Origin of the sequence: Variovorax flavidus, from assembly GCF_030317145.1 — a bacterium.
GTDB classification, from domain to species: domain Bacteria; phylum Pseudomonadota; class Gammaproteobacteria; order Burkholderiales; family Burkholderiaceae_C; genus Variovorax; species Variovorax flavidus.
This window is the reverse complement of the sequence record NZ_JASZYE010000001.1, coordinates 1696634-1723400: the sequence shown is the minus strand read 5'-3', so window position 1 is coordinate 1723400 and position 26767 is coordinate 1696634. Positions and strand designations below refer to the sequence as shown.

At 66.3% G+C, this 26767-nt stretch carries 26 protein-coding genes; 16 read left to right on the top strand and 10 right to left on the bottom strand.

Translation table 11 applies throughout. From position 1 onward, the window contains the following. Nucleotides 1-23 precede the first annotated feature (23 nt). From QTH90_RS08350 to QTH90_RS08305, 10 genes are all read left to right on the top strand, one after another. Nucleotides 24-1295, top strand: a complete 1272-nt coding sequence (locus QTH90_RS08350; protein ID WP_286663998.1) for an amino acid deaminase — start codon at nucleotides 24-26, stop codon at nucleotides 1293-1295. Nucleotides 1296-1304: 9 nt separating this feature from the next. Next, on the top strand, nucleotides 1305-2207 hold the full coding sequence (locus tag QTH90_RS08345; RefSeq protein WP_286663997.1) for a MurR/RpiR family transcriptional regulator: 903 nt from the start codon (nucleotides 1305-1307) through the stop codon (nucleotides 2205-2207). A 2-nt stretch (nucleotides 2208-2209) separates the two neighbouring features. After that, nucleotides 2210-3703 (top strand): N-acyl-D-amino-acid deacylase family protein, encoded by a 1494-nt coding sequence (locus QTH90_RS08340; RefSeq protein ID WP_286664503.1) that lies wholly within the window; start codon nucleotides 2210-2212, stop codon nucleotides 3701-3703. A 123-nt stretch (nucleotides 3704-3826) separates the two neighbouring features. After that, the gene (locus QTH90_RS08335; protein ID WP_444814693.1) at nucleotides 3827-4804 is read left to right on the top strand and encodes a Bug family tripartite tricarboxylate transporter substrate binding protein; all 978 of its coding nucleotides are present in this window, start codon (nucleotides 3827-3829) and stop codon (nucleotides 4802-4804) included. Beyond that, a complete protein-coding gene (locus QTH90_RS08330) occupies nucleotides 4801-5760 on the top strand; it encodes a 2-hydroxyacid dehydrogenase (protein WP_286663996.1) in 960 nt (319 codons plus the stop codon). Before QTH90_RS08335 ends, QTH90_RS08330 begins: the two co-directional genes overlap by 4 nt. Before the next feature lie 15 nt (nucleotides 5761-5775). After that, nucleotides 5776-6519, top strand: coding sequence for a FadR/GntR family transcriptional regulator (locus QTH90_RS08325; protein ID WP_286663995.1), 744 nt, complete (start codon nucleotides 5776-5778; stop codon nucleotides 6517-6519). Between the two features lie 87 nt (nucleotides 6520-6606). Further along, on the top strand, nucleotides 6607-7983 hold the full coding sequence (locus QTH90_RS08320) for an ABC transporter substrate-binding protein (protein WP_286663994.1): 1377 nt from the start codon (nucleotides 6607-6609) through the stop codon (nucleotides 7981-7983). 19 nt (nucleotides 7984-8002) lie between these two features. Next, a complete protein-coding gene (locus QTH90_RS08315) occupies nucleotides 8003-8878 on the top strand; it encodes a carbohydrate ABC transporter permease (protein ID WP_286663993.1) in 876 nt (291 codons plus the stop codon). Nucleotides 8879-8903: 25 nt separating this feature from the next. Beyond that, nucleotides 8904-9755 (top strand): carbohydrate ABC transporter permease, encoded by an 852-nt coding sequence (locus QTH90_RS08310; protein WP_286663992.1) that lies wholly within the window; start codon nucleotides 8904-8906, stop codon nucleotides 9753-9755. Between the two features lie 15 nt (nucleotides 9756-9770). After that, complete coding sequence (locus QTH90_RS08305) at nucleotides 9771-10841, top strand: ABC transporter ATP-binding protein (protein WP_286663991.1); 1071 nt, start codon at nucleotides 9771-9773, stop codon at nucleotides 10839-10841. A 48-nt stretch (nucleotides 10842-10889) separates the two neighbouring features. Here the strand turns inward: QTH90_RS08305 and QTH90_RS08300 are convergent, their stop codons facing one another. After that, entirely contained in the window at nucleotides 10890-12707 is a 1818-nt protein-coding gene (locus QTH90_RS08300) for a DEAD/DEAH box helicase (RefSeq protein ID WP_286663990.1), read from the bottom strand. Between the two features lie 301 nt (nucleotides 12708-13008). Here QTH90_RS08300 and QTH90_RS08295 point away from each other — a divergent pair, with 301 nt between their 5' ends. The 3 genes from QTH90_RS08295 (at nucleotide 13009) to QTH90_RS08285 (ending at nucleotide 16386) form a co-directional block, all read left to right on the top strand. Then, nucleotides 13009-13170, top strand: a complete 162-nt coding sequence (locus tag QTH90_RS08295; protein WP_286663989.1) for a hypothetical protein — start codon at nucleotides 13009-13011, stop codon at nucleotides 13168-13170. A gap of 159 nt (nucleotides 13171-13329) precedes the next feature. Beyond that, the gene (ettA, locus tag QTH90_RS08290) at nucleotides 13330-14991 is read left to right on the top strand and encodes an energy-dependent translational throttle protein EttA (RefSeq protein ID WP_286663988.1); all 1662 of its coding nucleotides are present in this window, start codon (nucleotides 13330-13332) and stop codon (nucleotides 14989-14991) included. Nucleotides 14992-15081: 90 nt separating this feature from the next. Continuing rightward, nucleotides 15082-16386, top strand: coding sequence for a PQQ-dependent sugar dehydrogenase (locus QTH90_RS08285; protein ID WP_286663987.1), 1305 nt, complete (start codon nucleotides 15082-15084; stop codon nucleotides 16384-16386). 104 nt (nucleotides 16387-16490) lie between these two features. On the opposite strand, the gene QTH90_RS08280 is transcribed toward QTH90_RS08285, so the two are convergent. Beyond that, nucleotides 16491-17861, bottom strand: a complete 1371-nt coding sequence (locus QTH90_RS08280; protein ID WP_286663986.1) for a TAXI family TRAP transporter solute-binding subunit — start codon at nucleotides 17859-17861, stop codon at nucleotides 16491-16493. Between the two features lie 247 nt (nucleotides 17862-18108). On the opposite strand from QTH90_RS08280, the gene QTH90_RS08275 reads away from it, so the two are divergent. Then, the gene (locus tag QTH90_RS08275) at nucleotides 18109-18369 is read left to right on the top strand and encodes a hypothetical protein (RefSeq protein WP_286663985.1); all 261 of its coding nucleotides are present in this window, start codon (nucleotides 18109-18111) and stop codon (nucleotides 18367-18369) included. Here the strand turns inward: QTH90_RS08275 and QTH90_RS08270 are convergent. Beyond that, entirely contained in the window at nucleotides 18339-19355 is a 1017-nt protein-coding gene (locus QTH90_RS08270) for a P1 family peptidase (protein ID WP_286663984.1), read from the bottom strand. The two genes, QTH90_RS08275 and QTH90_RS08270, sit on opposite strands and share 31 nt — an antisense overlap. A 40-nt stretch (nucleotides 19356-19395) precedes the next feature. On the opposite strand from QTH90_RS08270, the gene QTH90_RS08265 reads away from it, so the two are divergent. Then, nucleotides 19396-20691 carry an NAD(P)/FAD-dependent oxidoreductase gene (locus tag QTH90_RS08265; RefSeq protein ID WP_286663983.1) on the top strand — a complete coding sequence of 432 codons (1296 nt, stop codon included), beginning with the start codon at nucleotides 19396-19398 and terminating at the stop codon, nucleotides 20689-20691. Nucleotides 20692-20735: 44 nt separating this feature from the next. Next, a complete protein-coding gene (locus tag QTH90_RS08260) occupies nucleotides 20736-21194 on the top strand; it encodes a Cd(II)/Pb(II)-responsive transcriptional regulator (protein ID WP_286663982.1) in 459 nt (152 codons plus the stop codon). A gap of 15 nt (nucleotides 21195-21209) precedes the next feature. Here the strand turns inward: QTH90_RS08260 and QTH90_RS08255 are convergent, their stop codons facing one another. From QTH90_RS08255 to QTH90_RS08225, 7 genes are read right to left on the bottom strand one after another with little or no spacing between them, the layout of a single operon-like run. Next, on the bottom strand, nucleotides 21210-22202 hold the full coding sequence (locus QTH90_RS08255) for a glycerophosphodiester phosphodiesterase (protein ID WP_286663981.1): 993 nt from the start codon (nucleotides 22200-22202) through the stop codon (nucleotides 21210-21212). Next, on the bottom strand, nucleotides 22199-22777 hold the full coding sequence (locus tag QTH90_RS08250; protein WP_286663980.1) for a YceB family lipoprotein: 579 nt from the start codon (nucleotides 22775-22777) through the stop codon (nucleotides 22199-22201). Before QTH90_RS08250 ends, QTH90_RS08255 begins: the two co-directional genes overlap by 4 nt. 48 nt (nucleotides 22778-22825) lie before the next feature. Next, on the bottom strand, nucleotides 22826-23611 hold the full coding sequence (locus QTH90_RS08245; protein WP_286663979.1) for an amino acid ABC transporter ATP-binding protein: 786 nt from the start codon (nucleotides 23609-23611) through the stop codon (nucleotides 22826-22828). Continuing rightward, nucleotides 23595-24248 carry an amino acid ABC transporter permease gene (locus QTH90_RS08240; RefSeq protein WP_286663978.1) on the bottom strand — a complete coding sequence of 218 codons (654 nt, stop codon included), beginning with the start codon at nucleotides 24246-24248 and terminating at the stop codon, nucleotides 23595-23597. The genes QTH90_RS08245 and QTH90_RS08240 overlap by 17 nt, the downstream gene beginning before the upstream one ends. Nucleotides 24249-24255: 7 nt before the next feature. Further along, nucleotides 24256-24918 carry an amino acid ABC transporter permease gene (locus QTH90_RS08235; RefSeq protein WP_286663977.1) on the bottom strand — a complete coding sequence of 221 codons (663 nt, stop codon included), beginning with the start codon at nucleotides 24916-24918 and terminating at the stop codon, nucleotides 24256-24258. Between the two features lie 10 nt (nucleotides 24919-24928). After that, nucleotides 24929-25720 carry a transporter substrate-binding domain-containing protein gene (locus QTH90_RS08230; RefSeq protein ID WP_286663976.1) on the bottom strand — a complete coding sequence of 264 codons (792 nt, stop codon included), beginning with the start codon at nucleotides 25718-25720 and terminating at the stop codon, nucleotides 24929-24931. Nucleotides 25721-25778: 58 nt separating this feature from the next. Next, complete coding sequence (locus QTH90_RS08225) at nucleotides 25779-26744, bottom strand: Bug family tripartite tricarboxylate transporter substrate binding protein (RefSeq protein WP_444814692.1); 966 nt, start codon at nucleotides 26742-26744, stop codon at nucleotides 25779-25781. Between the last annotated feature and the right edge of the window lie 23 nt (nucleotides 26745-26767).

Below are 26767 nucleotides of genomic sequence, written 5' to 3'. Positions count from 1 at the left end.
GAACATCCAACAGAGGGACACATATGACAGAAGAGTTCATCCTGGACCACCGCAGCAAGAGCTACCCGCTCGAGGCCGCGCCGTGCCGCGGAGCCGAGATCGGCCGGAAGGGGTGGAATGTGCTGGCCGATGACCTGTCCTACCCATTGGCCGTCATCCGCCGCTCGGCGCTCGCTCACAACATCGCGTGGATGCAGGCCTACGCGCACCGCAAGGGCGTGACGCTGGCACCGCACGGCAAGACCACCATGTCGCCCGAACTCTTCGCGCAGCAGTTGGCCGGCGGTGCCTGGGGACTGACCTTCGCGACCATCTACCAACTTTCCGTCGGCGTGGAGGCGGGCGCCCGCCGCGCCATCATCGCCAACCAGGTCATGTGCGATGCCGACCTCGACGGGCTGGACATGCTGCTGGCCGGGCACAACGACCTGCGCGTCTGGTTCCTGGTCGATTCGCTCGCCCAACTGGCGCTGATCGAGGACTGGGCGCGGCGCCGGGAATGCAAGCGCTGCTTCGACGTGCTGATCGAGATCGGCATACCCGGGCAGCGTACCGGCTGCCGCACGCTGGATGAGGCGCTGGATCTGGCAGCCGCCATCTCGCGTTCGACGGTCGTGCAACTCGGCGGCATCGAGTGCTATGAAGGCGGCCTGGCCCGGTGCGACAGCGAGCACGACGCACGCGAGGTCACGGCGCTGGTGGGCCGCGTGCTCGAGGTCGCTCGCTCTTGCGATGCCGGGAACTACTTCTGTGACGACACCGTGATGCTGACGGCCGGCGGGTCGGCGGTGTTCGACCTCGTCGTGCCGCTGCTGCGCGCTCAAGGTCTCTCGCGGCCCGTGCAGGGCGTGTTGCGCTCGGGCTGCTACATCACGCATGACAACGGCAACTACGCACGTTTCCTGGCGCAGGTGGAGAAGCGCGAAGGACTGGATGAATCCCTTCGCGCCGCGCTCGAAGTCTGGGCGATGGTGCAGTCGGTGCCCGAGCCGGGCCTGGCGCTGCTGACCTGCGGCCGACGGGACATTTCCTACGATCTCGAAATGCCGATCCCGGTGTGCCATGCGCCGCGTGGCGATCGCAGCGCCGTCGACGTGCCTGCGGGCTGGACGATCAGTGCGCTGAACGACCAGCACGCCTATCTGCGCTTCGACCCGACGGGCCCGGTGCCCCAGGTCGGCGACCGCGTCGCGCTGGGCATCTCGCACCCTTGCACCACCTTCGACAAGTGGCGCTGGCTGGCGCTCGTCGAGGACGACTGGGCCGTGACCGGCGCCATCAGCACGCGTTTCTAGGTGTCCGGGATGAACGACTCCGCAGCCCATCTCCTGCAGCGCCTGCGCGAGCGCATGGCCGGATTGCCAGCCGCGCAGCGCAGCGTCGTGCAATGCGTGCTCGAAGACCCGCGCGCCGCCGTCGCCGCCACGGTGGAGCAACTCGCGCAACAAGCCGGTGTCTCGATGCCGACCATCGTGCGGACCTGCCGCAGCTTCGGCTTCGAGTCGGTACGCGAATTCATGCTGGCGCTGGCGCAGGATCTGGCGGTCACGGGCTCGTACCTTCACCGCAGCGTGCTGGCGGAAGACAGCGCGGGCGACGTGACCAGCAAGATCATCCATGCGGCCGTGTCCTCGTTGACCGAACTCGGCCGGCGCATCGACGTCGCCGTGCTGGACGAAGTCGCGACACGGCTGGCCGCCGCGCGGCGCATCGATTGCTATTCGGTGGGTGCGGCATCCACCTTCATGGCAAGCGAGCTGCAGAGCCGCTTGTTCAGGCTCGGATGCACGTCCAACGCGATCTTCGACGCGCACCAGCAGCTGGTGTCGGCCAGCACCTTGGGGCCCGATGGCGTGGCTTTCGTCATCTCGCACGTGGGGCGCATGCCCTACACGCTGGAGGCGGCGCGCTTCGCACGATCGCAGGGTGCCACGGTGGTGGCGTTGACGCAGCCCGATACGCAACTGGCCGAGATCGCGGACCTCGTGCTCGCCGTGTCGGTGCCGCAGGATGCGGTGATGCGCGTCGGCACCGAGGCCTACCTCGCGCACCTCGTGGTGATCGAGATCCTGATGGTGCGGCTTGCGCAAAAGCTCGGCCCCGTCGCAACGCGCGGGCTGCAGCAGTTCAAGCAACTGCTGCACAAGCACGGCTTCGACAGCGCCGAGTATTCGGGCGCCACAGAGACCAACGACGAGAGGCCATGACCATGCAAGACACTCAGCCCACGCTCCTCAAGGGCGGCCAGATCGTCGACGGCAGCGACAGGCCGGGCTGGCTCGGCGACGTGCTGCTGGTCGGCGAACGCATCGCCTCCGTCGCCGCGCCCGGCGGTACGCCTCCTGAAATGCTGGCGGGCCTCCGCGAACGCGGCACGGTGCAGGAGATCGATTGCACGGACCTTGTCATCGCGCCCGGCTTCATCGACGTGCACACGCACGACGATGCTGCGGCCATCGAGAAGGCCGACATGCTGCCCAAGCTGTCGCAGGGCGTGACCACGGTGATCGTCGGCAACTGCGGCATCTCGCTCGCGCCCGTGGTGACCGATGCGCCGCTCGCGCCGCTTTCGCTGCTGGGCCGCGGGCAGTTTCGCCACGCGACGATGCGCGCCTATGCCGACGCGGTGAATGCAGCCCGGCCCGGCGTCAATGTCGCAGCGCTCCTCGGACACACTGCACTGCGCATGCGTCACATGCCCGCACTGGACCGTGCGGCCAACGAGGCCGAGCGCGCCGCGATGGCAGCCGACATGCAGGAGGCCATGGATGCAGGCGCGCTGGGCTTGTCTTCGGGCGTGTTCTACGAGGAAGCCTATGCGGCCGACGTCGATGAACTCGTCGCGGTGGCCAGCGTGGCCGCACGCAATGGGGGCGTCTATGCAACCCACATTCGAGACGAACTGGCCGGCATTCTTCCAGCCCTGCAGGAAGCCGCGTTGACCGCTCGCCAGTCCGGCCTGCCGCTCGTCGTCTCGCACCACAAGTGCGCCGGCCCCGACAACTGGGGCCGCACGCGCGAGACCTTGCCGCTCATCGAGGAACTGGCACGCGGCCAGGAGATCGGCATGGACGTCTACCCGTACACCGCGGGCTCCACCGTGCTGCGCGAGGATCTGGTCGACGGCGTCATCGACATCCTCATCACCGGCAGCCATCCGCATCCCGAGGTGGGCGGGCGCTACCTCGCAGATATCGCCGCGGAATGGGGCGTATCGCAAAAGGAAGCTGCCGTGCGTTTGAAGCCTGGCAACGCCTGTTACTTCCAGATGCGTGAAGACGACGTGCAGCGCGTGATCACGCATCCGCTGTCGATGATCGGCTCCGATGGCCTGCCGCACGACGAGCGGCCGCACCCGCGCCTGTGGGGCGCCTTTCCTCGCGTGCTTGCAAGCTACTGGCGCGAGAAGGGCCTGCTGCGGCTCGAACAGGCGATCCACAAGATGACGGGCATGTCTGCCGCGCGCTTCCGCATCGGCGAGCGTGGGCTGATCAAGGCGGGCTACATGGCCGACGTCGTGCTGTTCGATCCGCTGCGCGTGAAGGACGGCGCGACCTTCGAGCAGCCGCGCCAGTTGAGCGAAGGCATCGAGCGCGTGTGGGTCAATGGTGTGCTGAGCTACACCGCCGGCGGGCGCGCCACCGGTGCGCGTGCGGGTCGGTTCGTGGTGCGCGCGAAAGCGCCTCCTTTTGCTGCGCCCTGACCATCAGGGTTTGTCCTGCCGGGCATCGAATTCAATCATCATATGATTTGAATCGACAGCGCTGCAGACCGGCGTTGTCGAGTGGTGATTCGACCTCGAAGCCGGTTTAGCAGGAGACATTCCATGCCCCATTCGATGAACGCAAGGCGCCGGCGCATGCTGCAGGGCCTGGGTGCCGCGGCAATGCTGCCAGTGGCTTTCTCGGTGAGAGCCAACGACTTCCCGACCAAGCCCGTGGAGCTCGTGGTGCCTGCGTCCGCCGGTGGCGGCACGGATGCGCTGGCCCGCGCCTTCTCGGAAGCCGTCAAGAAGCACTTCCCGCAGCCCATGGTCGTGAACGACAAACCGGGCGCGAGCGGCGTGGTCGGCATGAGCGATGTGCTCAATGGCAAGCCTGACGGCTACAAGGTGAGCGTGGTGATCGCGGAGCTCGTGATCCTTCCGCACCTCGGTCTCTCGAAGTTCACCTACGCGGACTTCCAGCCTGTTGCGCGCCTCAACGCCGACCCGTCGGCCATCACCGTGCGCACTGAGGCACCGTGGAACACGATCGAGGAATTCCTCGCCGCCGCGAAGGCGAAGCCCGGCGAGATGAAGGTCGGCAACTCCGGCAACGGTTCGATCTGGCATCTTGCTGCCGCGGGCCTCGAAGACAAGACCGGGGTCAAGTTCAACCATGTGCCCTACCAGGGGGCGGCGCCGGGTGTGGTGGCACTGCTGGGTGGCCACATCGACGCGGTCGCAGTGAGTCCCGGTGAGGTGGCGGCGCACGTGCAGGGCGGCAAGCTGAAGATGCTCGCCGTCATGGCCGACCAGCGATTGAAGGCCTTCGACAAGGTGCCGACCTTGAAGGAACGCAACATCGACCTGTCGATCGGAACGTGGCGCGGCCTCGCCGTGCACAAGGCCACGCCGCCCGACATCGTGACGACGCTGCGCACGGCCGCACGCAAGGCGGCCGAGGAGCCCATGCTTCGCGAACAGCTCGAGAAGCTCAACCTCGGCTTCGCGTACCTCGATGCCGAAGCCTTCGGACAGGCAATGCAGCGCGACCACGAATACTTCAAGCAGCTCGTGCAGAAGCTGGGAATCAAGGCATGAGCGAGATCAACGCCGGCGCACGGCCGGAACTGCTGGTCGTCGCGCCTCTGATGCCATTCCTCATGGAAGCGCTGCGTCGTGAATACACCGTTCATGACCGCATCCATGTGAGCGACCCTGCCGCATTCGCCGGCGTCGCGCCGCGCATCCGTGGCGTGGTTGCCAACGGTGAAGCCAAGGTGCCGCGCGAGTTGATCGCCCAGTTGCCGGCGCTCGAAGTGATATCGGTGTTCGGCGTCGGCTACGACGGCGTCGACGTTGCCGCTGCGCACGAGCGCGGTGTGCCGGTGACGAACACGCCTGAAGTGCTCAATGACGACGTGGCGGATCTCGCCATCGGGCTGATGATCGCAATGGCACGCCGCATTCCGCAGGCGGACCGGTTCGTGCGAGCGAACGAATGGCCCAACGGTCCGATCGCGCTGAGCCGCAAGGTCACGGGCGGCAGGCTCGGTGTGGTGGGCATGGGCCGCATCGGCCAGGCGATCGCGCATCGCGCTGCCGCTTTCAAGATGGAGATCGCCTACACGGCACGCTCCCCGCGCCCAAACCTCAACTACACGTACTACCCCGACGCGGCATCGCTGGCGGCGGTGGTTGACTTCCTGATCGTGATTACGCCCGGCGGCGCCGGCACGCGCGGGATGATCGATGCGCGCGTGCTCCAGGCCCTTGGGCCCGATGGCTACCTCATCAACGTGGCGCGCGGCAGCGTCGTCGATCAACCGGCGCTGATCGATGCGCTGCGCGACGGCGTCATCGCCGGTGCTGCACTCGACGTGTTCGTGAACGAGCCCAACGTGCCCGAGGAATTGCGCGCGATGCCGAACGTGGTGCTGACGCCGCACATCGGCAGCGGCACGAAGCAGACGCGCGAAGCCATGGGGCAATTGACCTTCGACAACCTGCGCGCGCACTTCGCAGGCGCACCGCTGCTCACGCCAGTGGACGCCTGAAGGCGTTGCTCCCCAGTGACCAAGAACACCCACGGCCGAACACTCGACCTGCTGGGCGAAGCGATCGTGTCGCGCCGCTATGCCATCGGAGCGCCGATGCCGGCGGAACCATTGCTCTGCGAGGAGTTCGGCGTCAGCCGGACGGTCGTGCGTGAGGCCGTGAAGTCGCTGGTGGCCAAGGGCCTGATCATCACCGGACCCAAGGTCGGCACCCGTGTATTGCCCGAGGACCGGTGGAACTGGTTCGACCCCGATGTCATCACCTGGCAGGCCCGTGCCGGCCTGACACCCGAGTTCCTGCGCGATCTGCAGGACTTGCGCCGAGTGGTAGAGCCCGCCGCCGTCAGGCTGGCCGCTGAACGCGCGACAGCGGATGACATCGACGAGATCGAGGCCGCCTATGCCGGCATGAAGCACGCGGTGGAATTCGGCGGCGACTACGTGACCTTCGACCTGCGTTTTCACAATGGCTTGCTGCGCGCCGCGCGCAACCGCATGCTGGCGCAGATGAGCAAGGCGCTGCACGCCTTGCTGCGAACGAGCTTCGAGATTTCCACCACAAAGAAAGACGGTCCCGCGCAGTCGCTGCCCATGCACCGCGCGGTGCTCGACGCTGTGATCGCCCACAACCCGGCGCGGGCCGAGCGGGCAATCATCAAGCTCATCGATGGCGCCCGCGAGGACATCGAGGAGGTGATCGGTTCGCGCCGTCGCCTGCCGCGCCTCAGCCGGCCGCCGCCGCGGCTGAAGGCGGCCTGAGATCCGCGCCGAAGCCCCCCGCATTCAAGTTCCCAACCCTTGCTCGTCCATCGAGCCACCCCGTCGCAGAAAAAAGGAGACAGAAGCATGAAACTCAAAGCACTCGTGATACCGACGTTGATGGCCCTCGGCCTCGCCGTCGCCGGCCAGGCATCGGCACAGGAGAAGCTCACCGTCTGGTGGGTCAAGGGCTTCTACAAGGCGGAGGACGATGCCTTGTTTGCTGCCATCAAGAAGTTCGAGGAGAAGCACAAGGGCGTCAAGGTCGAACTGTCGCAGTACCCCGTGCAGGACATGATCCCGAAGACTGTCTCCGCGCTCGATTCGGGCAGCCCGCCCGATGTCGCCTATGCCGACGTCTACGACTTCCAGGTCACGGGCAAGTGGGCCTTCGACGGCAAGCTGGAAGACATCAGCAGCGTCATCGCGCCGATGCAGGCACGCTTTGCGCCGAACACGGTCGAGACCACCTTTCTCTACAACGACCAGACGAAGTCGAAGGCCTATTACGCCTTCCCGATCAAGCAGCAGACGATGCACATCAACTACTGGATCGACATGCTGGCCGAGGCAGGCTTCAAGGAATCGGACATCCCGACCACCTGGAAGGACTACTGGTCGTTCTGGTGCGAGAAGGTGCAGCCCGCCAGCCGCCAGAAGAGCGGCAAGCGCACCTTCGGTATGGGTATGCCGATGGGTGTGGATTCGAGCGATTCGTTCTATTCCTTCCTGACCTTCGCGGATGCCTACAACGTGAAGATGGTCAGCGACAGCGGCAAGCTGCTGGTCGATGACCCGACCGTGCGCGCTGGGCTGATCGGCGCCATGACCGACTACGTGACGCCCTACCAGAAGGGCTGCACGCCGCCGTCGTCCACGAGCTGGAAGGACCCGGACAACAACGTCGCCTTCCACAACAAGACGACCGTGATGACGCACAACGCGACCATCTCGCTGCCCGCCAAGTGGCTCGACGACTCGAACAACGCATCCCTCACGCCGGAACAGCGCGAGGAAGCCAAGAAGAACTACTTCGAGCGCATCCGCACGGCGGGCTTCCCGTCCAAGCCCGACGGCAGCAAGATGGTCTATCGCACGGCCGTGAAGACGGGCGTGGTGTTCAAGGATGGCAAGAACAAGCAGCGCGCCAAGGAGTTCGTGACCTTCCTGATGCAGGAGGAGAACCTCACGCCCTACGTCGAGGGTTCGCTCGGTCGCTGGTTCCCGGTGACCAAGGCAGGGCAGGCGAGTCCGTTCTGGCAGGCCGATGCGCATCGCAAGTCGGTCTACAACCAGTATGCCGCCGGCACGGTGACCTTCGAGTTCACGAAGAACTACCGATTCACGATCCTCAACAACGAGAACGTCTGGGCCAAGGCGATGAATCGCATCGTGAGCGACAAGGTGCCGGTGGACAAGGCGGTCGACGAGATGATCGAGCGCATCAAGACGGTCGCACGTTGACCTGACGCGGCTGCCGACCATGAGTTCCACCGCAAGCGCCGTGACCGCGGCCGGCACCGCCGCGACACCTGCCATCAAGCTCGGACGCTGGCAGTTCTGGGGTCGACTGATGGTCGTTCCCTACCTGCTGGTCTTCGTGATCTTCGTGCTCTACCCGGTGTGCTATGGCCTCTGGCTGGCGCGCCATCCGCAGAGCTATGTGCACCTGGTGGCCGACCCGATCTTCTTCAGGTCGGTCATCAACACCATCATCTTTCTTGTCGTTGCCATCAACGTCAAGATGCTGGTGGCCCTCGTGCTGTCGGGCTTCTTCGTGCAGTCGCGCTGGTGGATCAAGATCCTCGCGGGGATCTTCATCCTGCCGTGGGCGGTGCCGTCGATTCCAACGATCCTGTCGGTGCGCTTCATGCTCAACCCGGAATGGGGCGTGATCAACAGCACCATTTTTCACCTGACCGGGCTCGACGGCCCGAACTGGCTCAATGACCCGACGCTGGCGCTGAGCTTCGCGATGCTCATGCACATCTGGAAGTCGCTGCCGTTCTGGACGCTGATCCTGGTGGCCGGCCGGCTTTCGATCCCGACCGAGCAGTACGAGGCCGCATCGGTCGATGGCGCGAGCTCGTGGCAGAAGTTCAAGTTCATCAGCTGGCCGGCGCTGCGCACGCTGTACGTGACGTCGCTGATCCTGTCGATGATCTGGACGCTCGGCGACTTCAACAGCGTCTACCTGCTGACCGGCGGCGGCCCGGCAGACCTGACGCACGTGCTCGCGACGCTGGGCATCCGGTACCTGCGGCTCGATCAGGTCGATTTGTCGATGGCTTCGATCGTGGTGGCGCTACCGCTCATCCTGCCCCTCGTCTATTTCATGATGAAGAGGCTCTCGAAATGAACCCCCACGCTCGTCGGAGGGCGATATGAAGCGCTGGACCCTCAAGTCTGTCGGCACAGAGGCCAAGCTGCTGCTGATCGGCATTCCCGTGCTGCTGTGGACGATCATTCCCGTCTATCACATGGTGCTGTTCGCGATCTCGCCACGGGGCGAGGCGACGAGCGGCCGCCTGTGGCCCAAGTCGCCGACGCTGGACAACTTCAGTACTGTCTTCCATCAGAGGCACTTCTACCTCGACCATTTCTGGGTGCAACTCGGCAATTCCGTGCTGATCGCGGTCGCGGTCGGTGCGATCACGCTGTTCGTCGCGACCACCGCCGCCTTCGCGATCAGCCGCCTGCGCGTGCGGGGAGGGCGCACGGTGATGAACATGGCGCTTTTCACCTACTTCATCCCCGCGGCCTTCCTGGCGGTGCCGATGTACAAGACCATGGGCAACTATGGGCTGCTCAACAGCCAGTGGTCGCTGATCCTCGCGATGGTGACCATCGCGTCGCCGTACTGCATCTGGGTGCTCAAGCAGGCTTCGGACAAGCTCCCGTACGAGCTTGACGAAGCGGCGCGCATGGACGGCGCGTCGCCGCTGCAACTGTTCCGGCTGGTGTACCTGCCGCTCATGGTGCCCTCGCTGGTCGCGGTCGGCACCTATGCGCTGCTGCTGGCATGGAACGAATACCTCTATGCCTTCCTGCTGCTGTCGAACGACCGCAGCGTGACGCTGGCGGTCGCGCTCGGCAACTTCCTCGCGGCGGACGATTCGCCGTGGGAACTGCTGATGGCGACCGGTCTGATCTATGCGCTGCCACCCGCAGCGATCTACTACACCTTCAAGCGCTACATGGTCGGTGGCATCACGGCCGGAGCGGTCAAGAGCTAAGGGAAAGACAACGATATGGCTTCCGTCACTTTTCAGAACGTCCAGAAGTCCTACGGCAAGACGCAGATCATCGAGCGGCTCGGCTTCGAGATCGAGGATGGCGAGTTCGTCGTGCTGGTCGGGCCGTCGGGCTGCGGCAAGTCCACCTTGCTGCGCATGCTGGCGGGCCTGGAGGACATCACCGGCGGCGAGATCATGATCGACGGCCGCGTCGTCAACGAGCTCGAATCGAAGGACCGCGACATCGCGATGGTGTTCCAGAGCTACGCGCTTTATCCGCACATGACGGTCGGCGAGAACATGGGCTTCAGCCTGCGCTTGCGAAACGCCGACAAGGGCGTGACCGAGAAGCGGGTGGCCGATGCCGCGAAGATCCTCAACCTCGACAAGTTGCTCGGACGCTATCCGCGCGAACTGTCAGGCGGGCAGCGGCAACGCGTTGCGATGGGTCGGGCCATCGTGCGCGATCCCAAGGTGTTTCTCTTCGACGAGCCCTTGTCCAACCTCGATGCAAAGCTGCGCGTCGCGATGCGTGCCGAGATCAAGGCGTTGCACCAGCGCCTGAAGACCACGACGGTGTATGTCACGCACGACCAGATCGAGGCCATGACCATGGCTGACCGCATCGTGGTCATGCACGACGGCGCGGTCGAGCAGATCGGCACGCCGCTCGAACTCTATGACCGGCCCGACAACTTGTTCGTCGCGCAGTTCATCGGCTCACCGGCGATGAACGTCATCGAAGGGGCCGTGAGGCGAAGCAACGGGCGCTGCACCGTCGAAGCGCATGGCGCGATGTGGCCCGTGCCGGCCGGCACGGGTGCGGAAGAGGGGAAGGCCGTGCACTACGGCGTTCGGCCGGGCGACATCACGTTGTCGGACGTCGCCAATGGCGTGCCGGCCAAGGTCATCGTGGTCGAGCCCACCGGCGCGGAGACCGAGCTGCTGGTGGAAGTCGGAGAAGCCAAGATCACGCTCGCCGTGCACGGGCGGGTCGACGCGCAACCTGACCAGATGGTGGGCCTGGTGATCGCCAGCGAGAGCGTGCATCTGTTCGACCGGCAAAGCGGGCAGCGGCTGAGCTGAAACGCAAAAGGGCGCCGAGGCGCCCTTTTTTGCAGGTTGGTCGTGATCTCAGCGACCGAACGAACGGCCACCGCCGCCGTATCCACCGCCGCCACCACCGCCGTAGCCGCCGCCGGAGCGACCGCCACCCGAGCGGCCACCGCCGCCACCGGAACGGTTGCCGCCATAGCCGCCACCGCCGCCGCCGCGACGACCGCGGCCACCGCCGAGGCTGTCCACGCTGGTGCGCAACGGATCGGGCTGGCCTGCGCCGCCTGCCACCGCTTCAGCGCGCAGGTGCGCCACTGCATCGGCTTGCGTCGGGCTGTGGCTGTTGCCGTGATGGCGCGGCTGGCGCTCTTCGTGCGGCAGATGGTCATGACCGTGATGGTGATGGACCGGTGCATGGTGCGGCGCGCGCGCCGGGCCTTGCGATCCACGCGCCGGGCCTTGTCCGCGACCACCCTGGCCGCGTGGACCCTGGCCGCCGCCATTGGCGTTGCGGCCTGCAGGTGCGCCCTGGCCCTGTCCATTGCCGCCGCGACGCTGGCCACCGCCGTTGCCGCCGCCACCATTGCCGCCGCTGCGTTCGCCCTGGCCGGCCTTGTTCTCGCGGATGCGCTGCATCATTTCCTGGCGCGCTGCCTTCGCGGCTGCCTGCATGACTTCACGGCTCGGCGGCCGGCCTGCGCCGCCCCAGATGGTCTGGCGGCCCATGGCGATGGGTTCGGCGCGTTCGCCTTCCTCGGGGCCGAAGCCGTCGATGGTCTTGACCGGGATCTGCTGCTTGGTGAAGCGCTCGATCTCCTGCATGAAGCCTTCCTCGTCCAGGCAGACCAGGCTCACGGCTTCGCCGCTCGCGCCCGCGCGGCCGGTGCGGCCGATGCGGTGCACGTAGTCTTCGCTGACGTTGGGGATCTCGTAGTTCACGACGTGCGGCAGTTCGTCGATGTCGATGCCGCGTGCGGCGATGTCGGTCGCGACCAGCGCACGGATGTCCCCGCTCTTGAAGCCGGCCAGCGCCTGCGTGCGGGCGCTCTGGCTCTTGTTGCCGTGCAGAGCCATCGCTTCGATGCCGTTCTTGGTCAGGAACTCGGCCACGCTGTTGGCGCCGAACTTGGTGCGGGTGAACACCAGCACCTGGCTCCAGTTGTGCTCGTTGATGATGTGCGCGAGCAGGGCCTTCTTCTTGCCGCGGCCGACCGGGTGGATCACCTGCGTGATGCGCTGCACGGTGGTGTTGCGCGGCGTGACCTGGATGCTTTGCGGGTTCTTCAGCAGCGTGGCCGCGAGATCGCGGATCTCGTCGCTGAACGTGGCCGAGAACAGCAGGCTCTGCTTTTCCTTGGGCACCAGCGCGAGGATCTTCTTCACGTCGTGGATGAAGCCCATGTCGAGCATGCGGTCGGCCTCGTCGAGCACCAGCATCTGCACGGTCGACAGGTCGAGCATGCCTTGCTGCTGCAGGTCGAGCAGGCGGCCGGGCGTGGCCACCAGGATGTCGACGCCGCTCTTGAGCTTGCTGATCTGCGGGTTCATGCCGACGCCGCCGAAGATCACGGTCGAGCTGAGTTGCAGGTATTTACCGTACGTGCGGACCGATTCCTCGACCTGTGCCGCGAGTTCACGCGTGGGGGTCAGCACCAGGGCGCGAACGCCGGTACCGCCGAACTTGTTGGTGGCGCTGCGGCTCATCGTGAGCTTGTGCAGCAGGGGGAGGGTGAAGGCAGCGGTCTTGCCGGTGCCGGTCTGGGCGCCGCCCAGGAGATCGTGCCCGTCGAGCACCGCCGGAATGGCCTGGGCCTGGATCGGCGTGGGAGTTTCGTAGCCCTGCTCATGCACGGCCTTCAAGATGGCCGGGGCCAGCTTCAGTTCATCAAAGTTCATTGAGTTCAACAAGCGCCCTACACGGCGCAGTGGTATCCACCCGCTCGGGCGCCAAGTCGGACGTCGAGCCAGTAAGGGCGGATGAAGGTCAGGAGTGGGAGCCGGAAAACCTGCTCATGAAGATGAAAAGGCCTTCTTTGTCCCCGGCAGAGAGCCGGCGCTGCGGGCAACTGGACCCGACAGCAAACCGTATTGTCGCATGAGTCGGCACAAATCCCGAGTCGGCCTCTCGCCGGGCGTCGATGGGCTAAACTCTTGCCTCGCTCGACCTGTCGAGCCGGCGAGTGGCTGGAGATGCCGCTTGGCGGACGCTGAGCCGGCGGAACTCTTCCTGATCGACAGCGACGACGTCCTCATCGATGTCATCCATCAGGACCCCAAATGGATGGACTGGTCGGCGGCGGCCATCGGTGATTGCCTAAACCTACACGGCAGCACCCAGTGCCGCGGCGGCATTCCATAAGTACCGCAAGGCGGGCGGAACGTGGCCCTCGTTGCTGCCGGATCTGTATATCGGCGCACATGCCCAATGGATGGGCTGTACCCTCGTGTCCCGCGACAGCGCACGCTACAAGACCAATTTTCCAAAGCTCAAACTCATCTCACCGAAGCAAAGACAAACATGGCCCAGTACGTCTACACCATGAACAAGGTCAGCAAGACCGTGCCGCCCAAGCGGCAGATCTTGAAGGACATCTCGCTTTCCTTTTTCCCGGGCGCCAAGATTGGCGTGCTGGGCCTGAACGGCTCCGGCAAGTCGTCGCTGCTGAAGATCATGGCCGGCATCGACAAGGAAATCGAAGGCGAGGCGCTGCCGATGCCCGGCCTCACGATCGGCTACCTGGAGCAGGAGCCCAAGCTCAATGCCGCACACACCGTGCGCGAATCGGTCGAGGAAGCGATGGGTGCGGTCTACGCCGCCAAGGCGCGTCTTGAAGAGGTGTACGTGGCCTACGGCGCCGAAGACGCCGACTTCGATGCGCTCGCCGCCGAGCAGGCCGAGCTGGAGGCCATCATCGCCACCGCGGGCACCGATTCGGAGCATCAGCTCGAGATCGCCGCCGACGCGCTGCGCCTGCCGCCTTGGGACGCCAACATCGGCGTGTTGTCGGGCGGTGAAAAGCGCCGTGTCGCGCTGTGCCGCCTGCTGTTGAGCAAGCCGGACATGCTGCTGCTCGACGAACCGACCAACCACCTGGACGCCGAATCGGTCGAGTGGCTCGAAGTGTTCCTGCAGCGCTTTCCGGGCACCGTGGTGGCCATCACCCATGATCGCTACTTCCTCGACAACGCCGCCGAGTGGATTCTCGAACTGGACCGCGGCCGCGGCATTCCATGGAAGGGCAACTACAGCACCTGGCTCGAGCAGAAGGGCGAACGCCTGGCGCAAGAGCAGAAGAGCGAGGAAGCCCACGCCAAGGCCCTGAAGAAGGAACTCGAATGGTCGCGCCAGAACCCCAAGGCGCGTCAGGCCAAGAGCAAGTCGCGTCTGGCCCGCTTCGAGGAACTGAGCGATTTCGAATACCAAAGGCGCAACGAAACGCAGGAAATCTTCATTCCTGTGGCGGAGCGCCTGGGCAACCAGGTGATCGAGTTCAAGAACGTCACCAAGTCCTTCGGCGATCGCGTGCTGATCGACAACCTGAGCTTCGAGATCCCCGCGGGCGCGATCGTCGGCATCATCGGCCCCAACGGCGCCGGCAAGTCGACGCTGTTCAAGCTCATCGCGGGCAAGGAAACGCCGGATACCGGCGAAGTGGTGATCGGCCAGACGGTCAAGATGGCCTTCGTCGACCAGAACCGCGATGCGCTCGGCAACGAGAAGACCGTGTGGGAAGACATCTCGAACGGCCTCGACATCATCAATGTCGGCAAGTTCCAGATGGCGAGCCGGGCCTATGCCGGTCGCTTCAACTTCAACGGTGCGGACCAGCAGAAGAAGGTCGGCACGTTGTCCGGCGGTGAACGCGGCCGGCTGCACCTGGCCAAGACCCTGATCGCGGGCGGCAACGTGCTGATGCTGGACGAACCGTCGAACGACCTGGACGTCGAAACGCTGCGTGCGCTCGAAGACGCGCTGCTCGAGTTCGCGGGCTCCGTGCTGGTGATCAGCCATGACCGCTGGTTCCTCGACCGTATCGCGACGCACATCCTGGCCGCCGAAGGCGACAGCCAGTGGACCTTCTTCAACGGCAACTACCAGGAGTACGAAGCCGACAAGAAGAAGCGCCTGGGCGAAGAAGGTGCCAAGCCGCACCGGATGCGCTTCAAGGCGCTGAAGTAGCAAGGGCTTATCCGGGCGCCGCAAGGCGCCTGCGCGGGGCAAACTCCGGTTCATTCCAGTTCGGCGCGGCGAGCGCCAGAAGGAGTGGGCATGAAAGTGACGACCCGATGCATTGCGGTGGCTCTGGCGCTTCTCTCAGGCTGCGGAGGGGGTGGCGGCGGCGCCAACGTGTCGGTTGCCGCCTTTGGAGTCGGCGCCACCGCGACCCCGACGCCTGCGGTGACCCCGGCCCAGCCCAACATCAGCGTGGCCGTGCAGCCTGCCGGCGGCGCTCCCGGCACCGCGGCGCCCATGACCTTCAAGGTGACCGAGGTGGCGACGGGCCTTGACACTCCGTGGGGCCTCGCTTTTCTTCCCGACGGCCGGATGCTCATCACGCAGCGTGGCGGCCAATTGAGACTGCGCAATGCCGACGGCTCTCCGGTCAACGCCGGCGCGGACCAGATCAGCGGCGTGCCCGCTGTCTTCGCGATCGGGCAGGGCGGCCTGCTCGACGTCGCCGTCGATCCCGGCTTCGCAAACAACCGCCGCATCTATTTCAGCTATTCCGAGCGGGACGCATCGAATCCCAACCTCAACGGCACCGCCGTTGCGCGTGCCGAACTCGACACGATCAACCGGAGCCTCGCCAATCTCGTCGTCATCTACCGGCAATCGCCCAAGGTGGACAGCACGGCGCATTTCGGTTCGCGCCTGGTGTTCGACCGCAGCGGCTTTCTCTTCGTCACGCTGGGCGAACGGCTGCTGGACACGCAGCGCGGATTTGCGCAGGACCTCACGCGCGGTAACGGCAAGGTCGTGCGCATCAGCACCGACGGCTCACCGGCATCGGGCAATCCGTTCACGGCCACGGCGGGCGCGCAGCCGCACATATGGAGCTATGGCCATCGCAACCCGCAGGGCGCGGCGCTGCATCCGGTGACGGGCGATCTCTGGATCAGCGAGCACGGTCCACAAGGCGGCGACGAAGTCAATCTGGTGCTTCCGGGCAGGAACTACGGCTGGCCGGTCATCAGCTATGGGCAGGAATACGGCACGCTCACCCAGGTCGGCGAGGGCACGGCCAAGGCGGGCATGGAGCAGCCGTTGACGTTCTGGGAAAAGATCGATGGCTCCGCTTGGACGCCCGGCACGGCCAAGTCGTCGATCGCGCCGAGCGGCATGGCCTTCTATACCGGCGACCTGCTGCCGGCCTGGAAAGGCAATCTCTTCATCGGCGCACTCGCCGGCACGGCGCTCTGGCGGCTTACCCTCAACGGCAACACGGTGACGTCGCGCGAACGGCTTCTCGCCGATCGTGGCGAGCGCATCCGCGATGTGCGGCAGGGGCCGGATGGATGGTTGTACCTGCTGACCGACAGCAGCAACGGCAAGCTGCTGCGACTGGAGCAGTAAGGCTCGCCCCCAGGCTTGCTCACTTCGTGTAGCCGCCTACCCCCTGCCGGGGGCAACACCGGCGGCCCGGCGGAGCCGGTTCCGCGGTGTTTCTGGACTTGGTGCTAGGCGGGGCGGGGGGCGATGGGGGGTGATGCGTCGTCGCTTGGGGATCTCGCGAGGATGCGCTTGCGGACTGCGTAGATGTTGTTGCGCAGCGCATAGAGTTCGTCCGCGTAGGACAGCGGCACCGCCACCTTGTTGACCACCCGGTCCAGGTCGTCGAGCTCCTTGAGCAGCGTGTCGGTGGTGCCCTTGCCGGATTCGAGGCGGGCCTCGACATCGCGCAGGCGTGCATACCAGCGGAACACGCGGCGGCGCACACGGAACTGATAGAGCGGCGGCACCACGCGGCTCAAGGGCAGCATCAACACCACCAAGCCGCCCAGCACCAGCCACATCCGCTCGACCAGGTTGCTCGCCCAGAAGGGGAGATAGCGCTGCCAGAACGGTGGGGTTCCGTTGATCGCGCGATCGCCCTCGGGGCTCACCGGCAGCTCGCTGGTGCGGGTGTTGGGAAAGTCGCGGGCGCGGTTGAACCAGCCCGCGCCGCCGTGCAGGGTCTGCGCGCTTTGCGCGAACAGCTGCCGCAGGGCGGGATGCGTCTCCTCGCGCGCCAGCAGCGAGGTCGTCGCGGCAAGCAGCGACACGTCGTGCGATGGCACATCGGCCGCCAGGTCGACCACGCCGCGCGGCAGGGTCACGGGCTGCAGGAAGGCGAAGCGCCGCGAATAGGCATCGCTCTGCGCGAAATCCATCAACTGGATGTCCGGCGCGCGCAACAGGCGCTGCACGAGCGGCGACTGCGGCGCCGAGGCCAGCACGATCACATCGAGCAGGCCGGCCTGCAGCGCCTCGGTGGCGGGCGTCTGTTCGAGGTTCGACAGGTCCAGCGCCGCCGGATCCATGTGGTTGGCATGGAACATCCGCTCCATGATGTCGGGCACGCCGCTGCCGGGCTTGTCGACGTTGATGCGCAACCCCTTGAACTGCGTGAGCGACGTGAGCGTCGCGGTCTTGCGGTCGACCTTGCGCGCCGCATCCGTGCGGTAGAAGAACCAGAGCGGCTCGAAGAACAGGCTGCCGAGCGACGTGAGGCCGGCCTCTTCGTCCTTCACCGGGTCAGCGCTGCCGCCGCGCACGAAGGCCACATCGGCGCCGCCGTCGCGCAGCAGGTGCAGGTTGTCCGACGAGCCGTCGGTCGGCTTGAGCACGACCTCGATGCCGTTGGCTTTCAGCGCCGCCGCATAGCGCTTGCCGAATTCCGCATTCGCGCTGCCCGCGGGGCCGGTGGCCAGCGTCACTTGCCGAGGCGGTTGGGGCTGGAGCCACCAGTAGGCTGCAACCAGCAGTCCGATGACGAGGAAGATCACCGGCCCGGCAGAAGCAATCAAGTCACGGATGGAGAGAAGGAAAAGGCGTATGGCTTGAGGCATGCGGTGGCGTGGAACAGGCTCTTGGTCTTGTTGGCGGGTGGGGCGGCAGCGGCATTTTCATTTGCTTTTGAGCCGGTCCTCGTTACAAAGCGCTCGCGAATGAGGTGTGAGCAATTGCCCTAGCAAGGCTTTGCGCAGCCGTCAATACACCCGCCCGGTTATTGATGAAGGCCTTCGGGGCGCGCCCAATGACGACAACGGCCTCAGCTCATTCCTCACCCGACTCTCGCCAGACCCTTGCCCGACCATGACGAACCTCAAGACCCGACTGGCCTTCCTGGGAAAGCTCTTCATGGCACTGCTCGCCCTGGCAGTGCTGCTGCTCATTGCCGGCCACCACCTGTTCTCGATCATCTCGCCGCTGAAGCTGCTTCTGTATGCGGGCGTCGGCACCTTGCTGCTGATCGCCGTCGTTGCCGTCTCGGCGATGCTGGGCGCCCGGTGGGACCAACGGGCCATGCCTCGCGGCAGGGGCCTTCAGCCCACGTCCGCGGCGGAGGGGAAATAGCTCTCGCCGATGCGGACTGAAGTCGCTGCACGCACGGCGCGCAGCGTCGCAATTGCCACGACTTCGGCCGCCATCGTGCCCAGCACCGTCATGCCCGGTGCATTGCCTTCGAGCGGTACGCGGCCGGTCGCCAGTGCAAAGAGCGTGTCGCCGTCACTCATCGTGTGAACCGGGTTGATGGCGCGTGCGAGCCCATCGTGCGCGACGCTGGCCAGCCGGTTGGCCTGCACCTTGGTGAGCACGGCATCGGTTGCGACCACGCCCAGCGTGGTGTTGGTCCCTGCCAGCAGCGGCTGGGGCAGCTCGCCACGCAGCAGGGCGCGGCGCGTGTCGAGCAGGGCCCTGCCGTCCTCGGTGCGGGCACCCGCGACGACCTGCGCGGTATCGGCGTCCATCACATCACCCAGCGCATTGCACGCGATCAGCGCGCCAACCGTGACGCCGTTGACGGTGACGGAGGCGGTGCCGATCCCGCCCTTCATCGCACGATGTACGCCGAACAGCTTGCCCACCAGCGCGCCGCTGCCGGCGCCCACGTTGCCTTCGGCCGGCGCCGCGGAAGAGGCCGCTTCGCAGGCCGCATAGCCGGCGGCGGCGTCGGGCCGGATGCGGGCGTCGCCCAGAGGCAGATCGAACAGAACGGCGGCCGGCACGATCGGCAGCGTGCCGTAGCGAACGTCGAGGCCGATGCCGCGTTCCTCCAGCCAGCGCGTCGCGCCATCGGCTGCCGCCAGACCCCAGGCGCTGCCGCCGGAGAGCATCACCGCATGCACTTCCTGCACGAGGTTGCCCGGCGCGAGCAGATCGGTCTCTCGCGTTCCCGGCGCCGCGCCGCGCACATCGACGCCTCCGACCGCACCGTCGCGCGCAAGGATCACGGTGCAGCCGGTGGGGCGGCGAGGATCGTTGTAGTGGCCGACTTCGATTCCGGCGACATCGGTGATGGAACCGGCGCGAGCGCGGCCGGATATGGGCTGATCGGACATCGAACGATTATGGCGGGGCCCTGCCTTTAGGATCGACCGGATGACAGTTGTGAATGACAGGGCGCCGGCCGCCCCGCGACACGTGGTCGTGATCGGAGCCGGCGCGGTCGGCAGCGTCTGCGCCATCGAGGCGCTGCGTGCCGGCCACAAGGTGACGCTGGTGGATTCCTCGGAGCCCGGCGCCGAACATGCGACCAGCTATGGCAATGCAGGGTGGCTCTCGTCCCATTCGGTTGTGCCGCCCGCGCTGCCGGGCGCCTGGCGAAAGGTGCCCGGCTACCTTCTCGATCCCCTCGGTCCACTGGCGGTGCGATGGCGCTATCTGCCTCGCGCGGCGACGTGGCTGATGCGCTATCTCGCCTCCGGATGGACCGAGAGGCGCGTGCAGCGCATCGCCAATGCATTGCGCACGCTGCTGGCCGATGCGCCGGCGCTTCACTCGCAACTCGCGCGGGAAGCCGGCGTGCCGCAATGGATCGAGCAACGCGGCCTGCTGCACGTCTATCGCTCGCGCGCCGAGTTCGAAGGCGATGCCTTGGCATGGCGGGTGCGACAGCGCACCGGCGTGCAATGGACCGAGTGGGACGCGGAAGCGCTTCGAGAGCGCGAGCCCGACCTGGATGCGCGCTACACGCTCGGGATCTTCGTGCCCGAGGCCGGGCATTGCCGCAATCCGGGCGCGTACGTCGCGGCGCTGGCAAGGCACGCCGTGGATCGGGGCGCGGTGCCTGTGCAAGGCCGCGCAACGGGCTTCCGCATCGAAGGCGGTCATCTGCGCGCCGTGCAGACCGAGTCGGGCGAGATCGCCTGCGACGCCGCTGTCATCAGCGCCGGCGCGCGCTCGAAAGCACTGGCGATTGCGGCCAGCAGCCCGGTGCCCCTCGAATCGGAGCGTGGCTACCACGTGATGCTCGACGCGCCGGAAGGTGGGCCGCGCACGCCGATGATGGCCGCCGACGGCAAGCTGATCGCGCACTGGATGGAAGGCGGCCTGCGCGTGGCGGGCCAGGTCGAGATCGCAGGACTCGATGCAGAGCCTGACTGGCGTCGCGCCGACATCCTGCGCGATCACATGCGTTCCATGTTCCCTGCGCTGCCGGCGCCGTTGCCGAGGGCCCGCCTGCACCGGTGGATGGGACATCGGCCGAGCCTGCCGGACGGATTGCCCTGTATCGGCCGCTCGCGTGCGACGGGTGATGTGGTGCTGGCCTTCGGCCACGGTCATGTGGGACTCGGTGCTTCGGCGCGCACCGGGCGGCTCGTGGCGCAACTGCTGTCGGGGGTGCCGCCGGAGATCGATCTCGCGCCCTTCGATCCGTTGCGCTTCGATCGCTGAGATGCCACCATCGACCAACCTTGAAGTCACGTGAAGATCCGACCATGGCCAACGACCACGGCTACCGTATCGGCGACGCCGCCGCCCGCAGTGGCGTGAGCGCTGCCAACATCCGCTACTACGAGAAGGAAGGCCTCATCGCGCCCCAGGCGCGTAGCGACAACAGCTACCGCATCTACAGCGATGCCGACGTCCACCGCCTGCGCTTCATCCGCCTGTGCCGCGCGATGGATATGTCGCTCGACGAGGTGCGCACGCTGCTGGCGCTCGACCTTCGCAGCAAGGCCGATTGCGATGCGGCCTGCGTCGCGCTCGATGCGCACCTCGGCCACGTGCGCGAGCGCCTGCGCGAGCTGCGTTCGCTGGAAAAGGATCTGATCGCGCTGCGCGACTGCTGCGACGGCACCGATGCGCAATGCCACATCATCGAGACGCTGCACGCCCGTGCCGACCGCCAGCCTCTTGCGAACCCGAGGCCCACGCGGGCCGCGCGCCACGTCTGAGCCGGCCGGTGCGGCTCAGCGCCCGCGCGGAGGCAGCGGCACGCCGCGCTCCGACATGACGTCACGCAGGATGGCCGGATCGTCCGTGATGAGGCCGTCCACGCCCCAGTCCATCAGCCGCGCCATGTCGGCACGCTCGTTCACGGTCCATGGCAGCACGAGAAGGCCGAGCGCCTGTGCCTCCTTCACCAGGGCGGGCGTGAGATCGTTGAAGGCCGGGGACCAGATCACCGGACCCTTGCCGTTGCCCGCGGCGGCCTTCACGAGCCGTGGCGCCGAGCCGAAGTCCTCGACGCGCAGGCCCGATGTCCAGCGGCTGTCCTTCAGCGTGCGCGGGCTCGTGAGGTAGGCGCGCGGCAGTTGGGGGTTCTGTTCCCCGACCAGCGCGAGGGAGCGCCAGTCGAAGCTCTGGATGGTCACGCGTTGCGCCATGCCGGCCTTGTCTATCTCCGCCAGCAGCGCGCGGACCATCTGTTCGGGCGAAGCGGTTTCGTCCGGGCGCGCCGGCTCCAGCTTGGTCTCGATGTTGAAGCGAACCTGGTCCGCGCCCATCTCGCGCACCCTTTCGAACAGCGCGGCCAAGGTCGGGATGCGTTCTCCGTCATGGGTCAATTGCTTCGGGAAAGCCTTGCCGTAGTTGCTCGCGGGATCGAGGCGGCCGACGTCGTAGGCCTGCAATTGCGGAAGCTTCAGCGATCGTATCGCCGGCCCCTTCGATGCGAGGAAGGCGCCGCGCGCGTCGCGCGTGTGATCGGGATTCAACATCGTGTCGTGGGAAATGACGACGACGTCGTCGGCCGTGAGACCGATGTCGAGTTCGAGCGTGGTGACGCCGAGGCCGACCGCCTTGGAGAATGCGGCCAAGGTGTTTTCGGGCGCAAGCGCGCGGCCGCCGCGATGCGCCTGGAGGTCGATGGTCGGCTTGGCGTCGCGCACGGGCGATGCACAGCCCGCGATCATGGACAGGCAAAGTAGCGAAGGCGCGAGGCCGCCGTGTTTCATCCTCATTTGAGTTCCACCGTGATGCCGTCATCTTGCACCGTGATCGCGCCGATCTCGTAGGTCTTGCGGCCCACGGTCAGCTCTTCCGCAGTGAAGGTGCGCAGGGCCTGGTCTCGCAGAAGCTCCTGGGCCACCACTGCGCCGATGTTCTGGAGGCGCTCCGCGTCGCGGCCGGTCACGCCCTGCAGTTCGAGCCGGTCCGCCTGCGGCCGGTCGAGCCGCAGCGCGCGCGCGGGCGCGTCGTACCGGAGCGCGCTGCTGACCGAGACGACGCCTTCGACTGTCTGGGGCTGCAGCAACGGGCTCGAGATCGAGAGCAGCGCGGTGATCGCGGCACGGTTGCTGCGCGCGTCCAGCGCCAGCCGCGGATCGCGCAGGCTGACCGTGAAAATGTCCGCGTAGCGCCGCTGCACCGGAAAGCGCTTGGCGATCTGCGCCTGCAACTCCTCGCGGCTCGCGGTGTACTCGCTGGTGAAGAAATTGAATCCGGCCAGCGCCGCGAACGGCGCCGGTATCGCGCAGGCGCCCAGCAGCGCGCGCAGCAGGAAACGGCGGGATCGAAGAGGGGAGCGGTTTCGCATACCGCTCGGAGCTTGCCACAGGCCGGGGGTTCCCCGGCCGCCGCCCGATCAGTCGTGCAAGGACGAAAGGAACTGTTTCAGTTCCGCGGTCTGTGGATTGCCGAACAGTTCGGCCGGCGGACCCATCTCGTGCACGCGGCCCTGGTGCATGAAGATCACGCGGTCGCTGACCTTGCGCGCGAAGCTCATTTCGTGCGTCACCATGAGCAGCGTCATGCCCTCGTCGGCGAGCGATTCCACCACCCGCAGCACCTCGCCTACGAGCTCGGGGTCGAGCGCGGAGGTGATCTCGTCGCACAGCAGCACCGCGGGCTCCATCGCCAGCGCTCGGGCGATCGCCACGCGCTGCTGCTGGCCGCCGGAGAGCTGGTCGGGCATGGCGTCGAACTTCTCGGCCAGGCCGACGCGCGTGAGCAGCTTGCGCGCCTGCGATGCCGCCTCCATGCTGCTGCGCTTCTTCACCAGCGTGGGCGCGAGCATCACGTTGCGCCCGACCGTCAGGTGCGGGAACAGGTTGAAGCTCTGGAAGATCATGCCCACGCGCTGGCGCAACTCGCGCATTGCCATCGCGCTCTCGTGCAGCAGCGGCTTGCCGTCCACCGTGAGGGAGCCTTCCTGGAAGACTTCGAGCCCGTTGATGCAACGCAGCAGCGTGCTCTTGCCCGAGCCGCTCTTGCCGATGATCGCGATGACCTCGCCGCGCCTGACTTCGAGGTCGATGCCCTTGAGCACCTCGTTGCTGCCATAGGACTTGCGCAGCGCCGTGATGCGCACGATCGGCGCTGCGGACGGTGCCTGGGCGATGGGGACGGGGGCTTCAGCGACGAGCGCCATGGATCTTCCTCTCGAGGTTCTTGGCGTACAGGCTCACGGGAAAGCACAGCACGAAATACAGCAGGGCGACGCAGCTGAACACGACAAAGGGCTTGAAGGTCGCGTTCGAGATCATGCTGCCGGCCTTGGTCAGCTCGACGAAGCCGATCACCGAGGCGAGCGCCGTGCCCTTGATGACCTGCACCAGGAAGCCCACCGTCGGCGCCACGGCGATGCGCAGGGCCTGCGGCAGGATCACGTGGCGCATCTGCTCGCCGAAGCTCAGCGCGAGGCTGCCGGAAGCCTCCCACTGGCCCTTGGGAATGGAGGCCACGCAGCCGCGCCAGATCTCGGTGAGAAAGGCGCTGGTGTAGAGCGTGAGCGCCACCGAGGCGGCAGTCCACGCCGAGACGTCGATGCCGAACAACGCAATGCCGAAGTAGGCCAGGAACAGCTGCATCAGCAGCGGCGTTCCCTGGAAGACCTGCACGTACAGGCCGATCAACCGGTCCGCCACCCGGCCGCCGGACAGGCGCAGGAAGAGCAGCAGGCCGCCCACCACGCCACCGCCGACAAAGGCGATCAGCGACAGCACGACCGTCCAGCGCAACGCCATCAGCAGGTTGCGCAGGATGTCCCAGAGCGAGAAGTCGGTCATGCGCGCCTCAGCGTCCGAAGAAGTACTTGGGGCCGGCCCAGTTGAGCAGCCGGCGTGCGCCCATCGACAGCGCCAGGTAGATCACCGTTGCGATGATGAAGGCCTCGAACGCGCGGAAGTTGCGGCTCTGGATCAGGTTCGCGGCGTAGCTCAGTTCCTCGGTCGAGATCTGGCTGCACACGGCGGAGCCCAGCATCACGATGATGATCTGGCTCACCATCGCGGGCCAGACCTTCTTCATCGCGGGGGGCAGCACCACGCGCATGAAGACCTGCACCTTGTTGAGCGCCAGGCTCACGGCCGCCTCGATCTGGCCGCGCGGCGTGGCCTCGATGCCGGCGCGGATGATCTCGGTCGCGTAGGCGCCGAGGTTCATCACCATCGCGATGATGGACGCCACCTCCGGCGAGAGTTTGAAGCCCGCCGCCGGCAGCCCGAAGAAGATGAAGAACAGCTGCACGATGAAGGGCGTGTTGCGGATCAGCTCGACGTAGCTGCCCACGATCCAGCGCAGCCACGCGGGACCGCTCGCGCGCGCCCAGGCGCAGGCCACGCCGACCACCATGCCGATCGCGGTCGCGATGGCGGTCAGGCCCAGCGTCCACAGCACGCCCTTGACGAGCAGGGGCCATTGGCCGAGGACGGCGCCGAAGTCGAATTCGATACCCATGGCGGTCGGATCAGACCGGCAGGTCGCCGGCCGGCCGGCCGAGCCACTTCTTCGCCATGGTGTCCAACGTGCCGTCCTTCTTGGCGCCGGCGATGATGTCGTTGACCTTGGTCTTCAGCGCGTCCTCGCCCTTGGCGATGCCGATGAAGCAGGGGCTGTCCTTGAGCAGCAGCTTGTATTCGGCGCCGAGCTGCGGGTTCTTCTGCATCATGTCGCCGGCGACGGCCGCGCTCGTGGCGATGGTCTGCGTCTGGCCCGCAACGAAGGCCGCGATGGTGGCGTTGTTGTCCTCGAAGCGCTTGTAGTCGACGTTGGACGGTGCCACCTTGGCGAGTTCCTGGTCTTCCATCGCGCCGCGCGTCACGGCCACGCTCTTGCCGCCCATGTCGGCAAAGCTCTTGATGTTGAGGTTCTTGGAGGCGTACACAGCCTGGAAGAAGGGCGCGTAGGCCGCGGAGAAATCGATCACCTTCTCGCGCTCGGCGTTCTTGCCGAGCGTGGAGATCACGAGATCTGCCTTGCGCGTCTGCAGGTAAGGAATGCGATTGGCGCTGGTGACGGGCACCAGCTCGACCTTCACGCCCAGCTTGCTCGCGATGAGCTGGGCCATCTCGACGTCGAGGCCCTGCGGCGCCATGTTCTTGTCGACCGAGCCGTAGGGCGGGTAGTCCGTCGGCACGGCGATCTTGATGGTCTTGGCCTTCAGGACGTTGTCGAGCGCATTCTGGGCGTTCGCGGCACCGACGCTGAACAGCGCGGCCGCGGCGAGGATCGACGCGAACTGGCGCTTGGAATACTTCATGGCAGGGCTCCTGGGTAAGTCGATGAATCCATCGACCGTACGCAAGAGCTGTGCCGGTTCAGTCCATCCGGGCGCCGGAGGCCTTGACCGCCTTTTCCCAACGGGGCGTTTCAGTGACCAGGAACTTCGCGAAATCCTCGGAGCCGAGGAAGGCTGGGTCGGCCCCCTGGCTCACCATGCGGTCGCGCACTTCGGGGCTGGTCAGCACTTGCTTGAACGCGTCACTGAGCCTGGCGACCACGTCCTTCGGCGTGCCGGCAGGGGCGAGGAAGCCGTAGAACCCGACCACCTCGAAGCCCTTGACGCCGGATTCGATCACCGTCGGCACGTCGGGGAGGGCAGGGTTGCGCGTGGCGCTGGTGACGGCCAGCGCGCGGACCTTGCCCTGCTTGTGATAGTTGGCCGCCTGCGGAATCGATTCGGCCATGAACTGCACCTGCCCGCCCATCAGGTCGGTGAAGGCCGGCGCGCTGCCGCGATAGGGGATGTGGACCATGAAGATGCCGGTCGCGTTCTTGAACATCTCCGGCACGAGATGGCTGATGCCGCCGTTGCCGGCCGAGCCGTAGTTGATCTGGCCTGGCCGGGCGCGGGCGTAGTCGATGAACTGCCTGATATTCGTCACGGGCAGCTTCGGCGTCACCAGCAGCGCGAGCGGCTGCATGGCCGTGCGCGCAATCGGCGTGAAGTCCTTGAGCGTGTTGTAGGGCAGCTTGTTGTAAAGCGCGCCGTTGATCACCGCCACGCCCGTGTTGGCCAGCATCAGCGTGTAGCCGTCCGGCGGGCTCTTGGCGACGGCCTCCGCGCCGACCGAGCCGCCGGCGCCTGGCTTGTAGTCGACGATCACGGGCTGGCCCAGCACGGCCTGCAGCTTGTCGGTGAGCAGGCGCGCGTGCTGGTCGAGCGGGCCGCCGGCCGGAAAGCCGATCACGATCTTGATCGGCTTTTCGGGAAAGGCGGCCATGGCGGCGGCCGAAGCGGCCATCCACAGGACCGCCGCGATGCCTTTGCGGGCGATGTTCATGTTTGTCTCCTCGTTGAGCGAGG

Excerpts from the sequence above, each read along its gene's own strand:
- QTH90_RS08310 (WP_286663992.1), top strand. The coding sequence starts at position 8,904 with ATGAAGCGCTGGACCCTCAAGTCTGTCGGCACAGAGGCCAAGCTGCTG.
- QTH90_RS08340 (WP_286664503.1), top strand. The coding sequence starts at position 2,210 with ATGCAAGACACTCAGCCCACGCTCCTCAAGGGCGGCCAGATCGTCGAC.
- QTH90_RS08335 (WP_444814693.1), top strand. The coding sequence starts at position 3,827 with ATGCCCCATTCGATGAACGCAAGGCGCCGGCGCATGCTGCAGGGCCTG.
- QTH90_RS08250 (WP_286663980.1), bottom strand. The coding sequence starts at position 22,777 with ATGCGAAACCGCTCCCCTCTTCGATCCCGCCGTTTCCTGCTGCGCGCG.
- QTH90_RS08240 (WP_286663978.1), bottom strand. The coding sequence starts at position 24,248 with ATGACCGACTTCTCGCTCTGGGACATCCTGCGCAACCTGCTGATGGCG.
- QTH90_RS08300 (WP_286663990.1), bottom strand. The coding sequence starts at position 12,707 with ATGAACTTTGATGAACTGAAGCTGGCCCCGGCCATCTTGAAGGCCGTG.
- QTH90_RS08330 (WP_286663996.1), top strand. The coding sequence starts at position 4,801 with ATGAGCGAGATCAACGCCGGCGCACGGCCGGAACTGCTGGTCGTCGCG.
- QTH90_RS08265 (WP_286663983.1), top strand. The coding sequence starts at position 19,396 with ATGACAGTTGTGAATGACAGGGCGCCGGCCGCCCCGCGACACGTGGTC.
- ettA (WP_286663988.1), top strand. The coding sequence starts at position 13,330 with ATGGCCCAGTACGTCTACACCATGAACAAGGTCAGCAAGACCGTGCCG.
- QTH90_RS08255 (WP_286663981.1), bottom strand. The coding sequence starts at position 22,202 with ATGAGGATGAAACACGGCGGCCTCGCGCCTTCGCTACTTTGCCTGTCC.
- QTH90_RS08275 (WP_286663985.1), top strand. The coding sequence starts at position 18,109 with ATGACGAACCTCAAGACCCGACTGGCCTTCCTGGGAAAGCTCTTCATG.
- QTH90_RS08285 (WP_286663987.1), top strand. The coding sequence starts at position 15,082 with ATGAAAGTGACGACCCGATGCATTGCGGTGGCTCTGGCGCTTCTCTCA.
- QTH90_RS08270 (WP_286663984.1), bottom strand. The coding sequence starts at position 19,355 with ATGTCCGATCAGCCCATATCCGGCCGCGCTCGCGCCGGTTCCATCACC.
- QTH90_RS08260 (WP_286663982.1), top strand. The coding sequence starts at position 20,736 with ATGGCCAACGACCACGGCTACCGTATCGGCGACGCCGCCGCCCGCAGT.
- QTH90_RS08235 (WP_286663977.1), bottom strand. The coding sequence starts at position 24,918 with ATGGGTATCGAATTCGACTTCGGCGCCGTCCTCGGCCAATGGCCCCTG.
- QTH90_RS08315 (WP_286663993.1), top strand. The coding sequence starts at position 8,003 with ATGAGTTCCACCGCAAGCGCCGTGACCGCGGCCGGCACCGCCGCGACA.
- QTH90_RS08320 (WP_286663994.1), top strand. The coding sequence starts at position 6,607 with ATGAAACTCAAAGCACTCGTGATACCGACGTTGATGGCCCTCGGCCTC.
- QTH90_RS08230 (WP_286663976.1), bottom strand. The coding sequence starts at position 25,720 with ATGAAGTATTCCAAGCGCCAGTTCGCGTCGATCCTCGCCGCGGCCGCG.
- QTH90_RS08280 (WP_286663986.1), bottom strand. The coding sequence starts at position 17,861 with ATGCCTCAAGCCATACGCCTTTTCCTTCTCTCCATCCGTGACTTGATT.
- QTH90_RS08350 (WP_286663998.1), top strand. The coding sequence starts at position 24 with ATGACAGAAGAGTTCATCCTGGACCACCGCAGCAAGAGCTACCCGCTC.
- QTH90_RS08245 (WP_286663979.1), bottom strand. The coding sequence starts at position 23,611 with ATGGCGCTCGTCGCTGAAGCCCCCGTCCCCATCGCCCAGGCACCGTCC.
- QTH90_RS08225 (WP_444814692.1), bottom strand. The coding sequence starts at position 26,744 with ATGAACATCGCCCGCAAAGGCATCGCGGCGGTCCTGTGGATGGCCGCT.
- QTH90_RS08345 (WP_286663997.1), top strand. The coding sequence starts at position 1,305 with ATGAACGACTCCGCAGCCCATCTCCTGCAGCGCCTGCGCGAGCGCATG.
- QTH90_RS08305 (WP_286663991.1), top strand. The coding sequence starts at position 9,771 with ATGGCTTCCGTCACTTTTCAGAACGTCCAGAAGTCCTACGGCAAGACG.